We start from the raw sequence: 6,397 nt of genomic DNA, 5'->3' as shown, positions 1-6,397 counted from the left end.
GGCGGCGCTCGCCGCAGGGCTCAAGACGAAGCTCAACTGCGTGCCGCTTAAGGGCGTCAATGAGGCGGAACTTGTTTCGCTCGCCGCCCTCGCGAAGGAGCGCCCGATCGACGTGCGCTTCATCGAGCTCATGCCGATCGGCATGGCGAAGGAGGCGGGGCTGACGGGCGTGCCGACCGCTGAGGTGCGCCGCATCTTGGAGGAATCTTTCGGTGCGCTCGTGCCCGTCGTCAAGGAAGCGCTCACCGGTCCCGCCGCGTGCTTTCGACCGGCAGGATTTCGCGGTGCGCTCGGCTTCATCGACGCGCTGGAGCACAAGTTCTGCAGCTCGTGCAACCGCGTGCGCCTGACGGCGGAGGGCTATCTGAAGCTGTGCCTTGCGCTGGATGCGGGGCTTGACCTGCGCACACTTCTGCGCGCGGGCGCGGATGACGCGGCGCTCTTCAGGAAGCTGCGGCAGGTGATTGCCGAAAAGCCGCGCGAGCATTGCTTTGAAGCGGCGGGCGGCGCGGGCGAGGAGAAGCGGCGCATGTACCAGATCGGAGGGTGAGGATTGGGAAAGATTGTAACGATTGCCGCGAGCGAGCGACGCGGCACGAAGAAGAAGCCGCTGGAAAAGGCGCTCTTTCATGTGGGGCACGGCATCGTCGGCGATGCGCACGCGGGGAAATGGCACCGTCAAGTGAGCTTTCTGGGCGCGGCGGAGATCGAGGCGTTTCGCGCACGCGGTGCGACGGTCTCCCACGGCGATTTCGGCGAGAACATCGTCGCAGAGGGCTTCTCCTTCCGTGAGCTTCCCGTCGGTACGCGCCTCGCGGCGGGCGACGTCATCTTTGAAATCACGCAGATCGGCAAGGAGTGTCATGCGCACTGTGCCATCTACGCGGCGGTCGGTGACTGCATCATGCCGCGCGAGGGCGTCTTTGCACGCGTGCTGCACGGCGGCACGCTGAAGCCCGGCGATGAATTAAGTTTCTTCGAAGGCAAGCTGCCGCTCGACGCCGCCGTCATCACGGCGAGCGACAAGGGCTCACGCGGCGAGCGCGAGGACAAGAGCGGCGACTTGGCGCAGCATCTGTTGGAGGGAGCAGGCTATCGCATCGCACGGCGTGTGATTTTGCCCGACGATGAGGCGGCGCTCGCGAAGGAGATGCAGGAATGCGCCGATCTCGGAGTCGCGCTTGTCGCCACGACGGGCGGCACGGGTTTTTCCGAGCGCGATGTGACGCCCGAGGCGACGCGAGCCGTCATCGAACGCGAGGCGCCGGGCATCGCCGAAGCGATGCGCGCTCTCTCGATGCAGGTGACGCCGCGCGCCATGCTGAGCCGCGCCGCCGCCGGTATATGCAAGCGCACGCTGATCGTCAATCTGCCGGGCAGCGCCAAGGCGGTCGAGGAGTGTCTCGGTTTCATCCTGCCGCAGTTGGCGCACGGCATCGAGATCCTGCGCGGCGACGCGGGCGAGTGCGCGAGAAAGTGAGGCCGCAGAGCTTCGCCGACGTGACGCTCCTCGTCGTCGCGGGCGGCAGAAGCCGGCGCATGGGCGAGGACAAGCGTTGGCTCGATGTCGGCGGCGTGCCGTTGTTGGAGGGACTGCTGCAAAAGGCGGCTGCTGCGGGCTTTGCAGAGATCTTCCTGTGCGTCGAAGAAAGGAGCGAGCGCCTGCAGGCCTTGGCAAGCCGTTATGACGTGAGGATTCTCGTCGATGAAACGGCGGGGCAGGGACCTGTGGCGGGGCTTTCGCGCGGCCTTGCGGCGAGTTCTCATGCTTGGTCCTTCGCCATGTCGGCGGATATGCCCTTTTTCTCCTTCGACGCAGCGAGAGAACTTCTGCCCAAGGCGGAGCGTATGGCGCGAGCCGTCGTGCCTGTCGCCGAAGGACGTCGCGAGCCGCTTGCCGCGCTCTACCACAAGGAAACGGCGCACGTGTTCTCTGCAGCTATGGCGGCAGGCGAGCGCAGCCTTCGGCGAGCGGCCGCCGCGCTTCCCGCGCTTGAAGTGCCTGTTCGCGCGGGCGCATGCTTTTTCAACGTGAACATGCCCGCCGCCCTTCGCTTGGCGCGCGGCCGAGCGGCGAACCTCGTGCGCCGCGTGCCCATTATATCCATCGTTGCACCCGCATCGGGCACGGGCAAGACAACCTTTGTTGAAAAGCTCCTGCCGCTCTTGACCTCGCGCGGCGTGCGCGTCGGCGTCGTCAAGAGCGATGCGCACGGCATTGTTCTGAACGACGGGGCGAAGGACAGCGGACGCTTCCGCGAGGCGGGCGCGGCGAGCATCGCCGTCGTCGCGCCTGCGGGCTTCTGGCTCTACGAGCGCACGCAGGAGAAGCTCTCGCTGGAAGCGGCTGCCGCACGCATGACGGGCGTCGATCTCGTGCTCATCGAGACGCGCTCGCACGGCGTATTTCCCGCCTTGTCGCTCTGGCGCGAGCTGGAAGAGCCGCTGCTCGACGAGCGCGTCGCGGCGCTCTTCTCCTCTTGCCATGAGCGGCAGGCGGAAGGGATTTTGCAGCTTGACCTCGAAGCTATGGAGGATGCCGCACATTTCGTCCTTTTTCTGATGGGGCGGGAGGAAGGATTCGATCTGCGTCGAATCGCATGGGACGGCGGCCACAGCGGAAAGGGAGGCGCATAGCGCATGAATGATATCGAAAAGAAAGAGCGCAAGGTGCAGCGCGCGTATCGCCAGCTCGGCAATATCGCGCGCCTATACGACGGCATGATGACGAATACGAGTTGGGCGGGGCGCTTTGCCATCCGCTGGCTCTGGGGCTTCGCCTCCTATCCGGAGTTTCTGGCGATGGCGTATCGCGGACTCCCCGCAGATTTTCGCGGCAGGCTGCTCGAAGTTCCCGTCGGCACGGGCGTGCTGTCGTTTCCGCATTATGAGAAGATGAAGGAGGCGGAGATCACCTGCCTCGACGCTTCGGAGACGATGCTGGAGGCGGCGAAAAAGCACGCGGCGAACTTTTCTCTCGGTGCGGTTGACTTTGCGCTCGGCGATGTCGGCGATTTGCAGTATGCGGATGAAACTTTTGATTTCGTATTGTCCGTCAACGGCTTTCACGCCTTTCCCGAGAAGGAGAAGGCGTACCGCGAGACGGAGCGCGTCCTGAAGCGCGGCGGCATATTTTCCGGCTCGATGTATGTGCGCGGCAAGAGCCGGCGCACCGATTTTTTCGTCAAGCAGTTCTGCGAGCGGCGCGGCTTCTTCTCGCCGCCCTACGAGACGGAGGAGAGCCTGCGGGCAAGGCTTCAGGCGATGTACGGCGAGGTCGACATCATGACGATCGGCTCGTTCGCAGGCTTTCTTTGCAAGAAGATTTAAGTTGTTTTCATGAGGAGTGTTGAATCAATGGCTGATGAAATGGCATGGAAGAATCTCGGTCCCAATCCATCGCGCAAGGAGATCCTTGCATGCTGGAATCCCGAGGACGCGGGCTTTTGGGAGAAGTACGGCAAGCGCATCGCGACGCAGAACCTCTACACCTCGACGTGGGCGCTCGTCCTGAGCTTCGTTGCGTGGACGCTCTGGGCGACGATCGCGGCGAAGCTCAAGTTTATCGGCTTCAACTTCTCGGACGATCAGATCTTCACGCTCGCGGCGCTGCCCGGACTCGTCGGCGCGACGGGACGCCTGTTTTACACGTATCTGCCGGGACTGATCGGCGGCAGGAACTCTACTTTCATCACGACGGCGCTGCTTCTTCTGCCGCTCTTCGGCTTGGGGCGCGCTCTGCAGGATCCCACAACGTCGTATGAGACATTCGTCCTTCTCGTGTCCTTCATCGGCATCGCGGGCGCAAACTTCTCCGCTTCGATGGCGAATATCGGCTTCTTCTTCCCCAAGGCGAACAAAGGATTCGCGCTCGGCATCAATGCGGGCATCGGCAACCTCGGCGTATCGCTCATCTATCTGACGGCGCCGATCCTCTTGGGCTGGAATCTCTCCGCGCTCTTCGGCGAGGGCGTGCCGGGGCCTGACGGCATGATGTATGTGCAGAATGTCTGCTACTTCTGGACGATTCCGACGGCGCTGACGCTCGTCCTCGTCTGGCTCTTCATGGACAATTTGCCGTTGCCGAAGCAAAGCCCCAAGAGCATGATGTCCATTTTCGGCAACAAGCATACGTGGCTCATGTGCTGGATCTACACCTGCGGCTTCGGCTCTTTCATTGGCTTTTCGGCGGCGCTCGGGCTGCTCGTCGCGAAGGAATTCCCCGAGATGCCATTCTCTTACGCCGCTTTCCTCGGCCCCTTCATCGGCGCGGGCATCCGTCCCGTCGGCGGCCTCTTGGCAGACAAGATGGACAGCGGTTCGCGCGTCACGCTCATCTCGCTCTTCGTCATGCTCGGCGCGAGCTTCCTCGTGCTCTTCGGCGTGGAGGCGCATCGCTTCCCCGTCTTCTTCGGCGCATTCCTGCTGCTCTTCTTGACGACGGGCTTCATCAATGGTGCGTCCTTCCGCATGATTCCCTACATCTTCAACAATCCGTTCCACTCCTCGCTCGTCACGGGCTTCACGGCGGCGATTGCGGCCTACGGCGCGTTCTTCATCCCGAAGCTCTTCGGCTTCGCCTACGCGAACTACGGCGTCGTCGCGCCCGCCTTCTACATCCTCATCGCGTTCACGGTCAGCACCATCGTCATCACATGGTACTTCTACGACCGCAAGGGTTCGGGAATCCGCTGCTAGGATGAGGTGCATTTCATGGCAAACGAATTGACGCATTTTGATGCGGCGGGCAACGCACACATGGTCGATGTCAGCGAGAAGAAGGAAACGGAGCGCATCGCGCGTGCGAGCGGCCGCATCCTCGTAAGCCCTGCCGTCTACGAGGCGATTACGGGCGGCACGGCAAAGAAGGGCGACGTCCTCGGCGTCGCGCGCATCGCCGGCATCATGGCGGCGAAGAAGACGAGCGACGCGATCCCGCTGTGCCATCCGCTGCCGCTGACGCGCGTGAGCATCGACTTCGAGCTTCTGCCCGAAGCATCTGCGGTCGAAGCGCGTGCCGAAGTCAAGACGCGCGGCGTCACGGGCGTCGAGATGGAAGCGCTGCACGCTGTGAGCGTCGCGCTCTTGACGATCTACGACATGTGCAAGGCGCTCGACAAGCGCATGGAAATCACCGCGCTGCACTTAGATGCCAAGAGCGGCGGCAAGAGCGGCGATTTTCGGCGCTGATGGAAAATCAACAAACGGCAATAAAAATCCCGCGCACTTTTACGGTGCGTGGGATTTTTATTGCTTCGCCGATAGACGGCGATGTTTTTCAATTCAAATGGGGCATCTTTTGGTGCAAGGCTTTGATTTCGTCCATCGACAAGTTTGTGATACGTGCAACCATATCGGCGGGAAGCCCTTCTTTGAGCATGGAAAGAGCCGTTTCTCTGCGGGTGTTTTCTGCGCCGCGCTCCATGCCTTGGGCGATGCCGCGTTCCATGCCTTGGGCGATGCCGCGTTCCATGCCTTGTTCATAGATGCCTGTACTCAAATTGCACATCGTTTTCATCTCCTCTTCTATATCTGCCGTCGTATCCATATCGAATTCATCTTTCAGAAGTTGCTTCTTTCTCATCGCCGGTGTTCGTGTGTCTTTGAACAGCAGACGCAGGAAGCGGATGAGCCAATCTGCATCGGGTGGCTGCTCTTCGCCGAGATAGATTGTGATGATGCTGATCAGGTCATAATCCGCGTGATTGGCCTTATATTCATGAAGAATATGATGTTCATTGAGATCGTAGCGATTGATGGAGCTTTTGCCATCGGGCGAATCCATGCAAAGCCAGATGCTGTAGACCTTTTTGAGGTCATCGTAGGATGAGCCTGTAAATTCGGTTTCTTTCTGGGATGAAATCAAACGACTCGCATAGTAAATGGCTCGCTTCAAGAGTGCATAGCCGAGTTTGGAGCTTCGCTGCGTTCTTTGTGCTTCGACGTTGATGATCAGGGTGATGAGCTCGCCCGATTTCGGAACACGCGCATGAAAAAGGATGTCAAAACGAATCCAGCCTTCCGTGATGCCGATATTTTCCGTAGCGGAACCGAGAAATTCTTTTGGGGAGCGCGGGGTGTTTCCAACCGCATTAGTCATATCCCTGTCAATAGGAGTCTCACTGATCTGCGGTGCGCCTTCGATATATTTTTCAGCAATATCGGAAATCGTCGCTTCTTTGAATTCCGGCACGGTTCGTTTGAGGAGACGTGCCATGATAGTTCTTTGTGCAAGCAGGCGTTTGGCATGTTGATCATACGTCGGATTTCGATAATCAGACGCATGATATTCCGACGGGAGGTCTTCGTTCTGCTGCATGATGCAATGTCACCTTCTTTGCTTTTATTATATCATCGAAACGCCATTCTATCCAGTGTCGTTAAGGTGTGGCGGATT

The 6,397-nt window shown here is 60.2% G+C and carries 6 protein-coding genes and 1 pseudogene; 6 read left to right on the top strand and 1 reads right to left on the bottom strand.

Going from position 1 to position 6,397, the window contains the following annotated elements:
- The 6 genes and pseudogenes from ACTTKG_RS08460 to moaC all read left to right on the top strand — a co-directional run.
- A pseudogene (locus ACTTKG_RS08460) lies at window positions 1–550 on the top strand (GTP 3',8-cyclase MoaA); the annotation flags it as partial.
- A gap of 3 nt (window positions 551–553) precedes the next feature.
- Window positions 554–1,480 (top strand): molybdopterin-binding protein, encoded by a 927-nt coding sequence (locus ACTTKG_RS08455; protein ID WP_442673777.1) that lies wholly within the window; start codon window positions 554–556, stop codon window positions 1,478–1,480.
- A complete protein-coding gene (gene mobB / locus ACTTKG_RS08450) occupies window positions 1,465–2,637 on the top strand; it encodes a molybdopterin-guanine dinucleotide biosynthesis protein B (RefSeq protein ID WP_442673776.1) in 1,173 nt (390 codons plus the stop codon). The genes ACTTKG_RS08455 and mobB overlap by 16 nt, the downstream gene beginning before the upstream one ends.
- Before the next feature lie 3 nt (window positions 2,638–2,640).
- Entirely contained in the window at window positions 2,641–3,330 is a 690-nt protein-coding gene (locus tag ACTTKG_RS08445; RefSeq protein ID WP_442673775.1) for a class I SAM-dependent methyltransferase, read from the top strand.
- A gap of 27 nt (window positions 3,331–3,357) precedes the next feature.
- Window positions 3,358–4,698 carry an MFS transporter gene (locus ACTTKG_RS08440; protein WP_442673774.1) on the top strand — a complete coding sequence of 447 codons (1,341 nt, stop codon included), beginning with the start codon at window positions 3,358–3,360 and terminating at the stop codon, window positions 4,696–4,698.
- 15 nt (window positions 4,699–4,713) lie between these two features.
- A complete protein-coding gene (gene moaC / locus ACTTKG_RS08435; RefSeq protein WP_442673773.1) occupies window positions 4,714–5,190 on the top strand; it encodes a cyclic pyranopterin monophosphate synthase MoaC in 477 nt (158 codons plus the stop codon).
- Window positions 5,191–5,278: 88 nt separating this feature from the next.
- Here moaC and ACTTKG_RS08430 read toward each other — a convergent pair whose 3' ends face one another.
- Window positions 5,279–6,319, bottom strand: a complete 1,041-nt coding sequence (locus ACTTKG_RS08430) for a nuclease (protein WP_442673772.1) — start codon at window positions 6,317–6,319, stop codon at window positions 5,279–5,281.
- Window positions 6,320–6,397 lie beyond the last annotated feature (78 nt).

It is taken from the genome of Selenomonas sp., assembly GCF_052169755.1.
GTDB lineage: Bacteria > Bacillota > Negativicutes > Selenomonadales > Selenomonadaceae > Selenomonas.
The sequence above is the reverse complement of the archived record's forward strand: the minus strand, read 5'-3'. Positions and strand labels throughout refer to the sequence as shown.

Bases quoted from the DNA above. Each gene is read 5' to 3' on its own strand.
- moaC (WP_442673773.1), top strand. From the start codon at position 4,714: ATGGCAAACGAATTGACGCATTTTGATGCGGCGGGCAACGCACACATG.
- ACTTKG_RS08440 (WP_442673774.1), top strand. From the start codon at position 3,358: ATGGCTGATGAAATGGCATGGAAGAATCTCGGTCCCAATCCATCGCGC.
- ACTTKG_RS08445 (WP_442673775.1), top strand. From the start codon at position 2,641: ATGAATGATATCGAAAAGAAAGAGCGCAAGGTGCAGCGCGCGTATCGC.
- ACTTKG_RS08430 (WP_442673772.1), bottom strand. From the start codon at position 6,319: ATGCAGCAGAACGAAGACCTCCCGTCGGAATATCATGCGTCTGATTAT.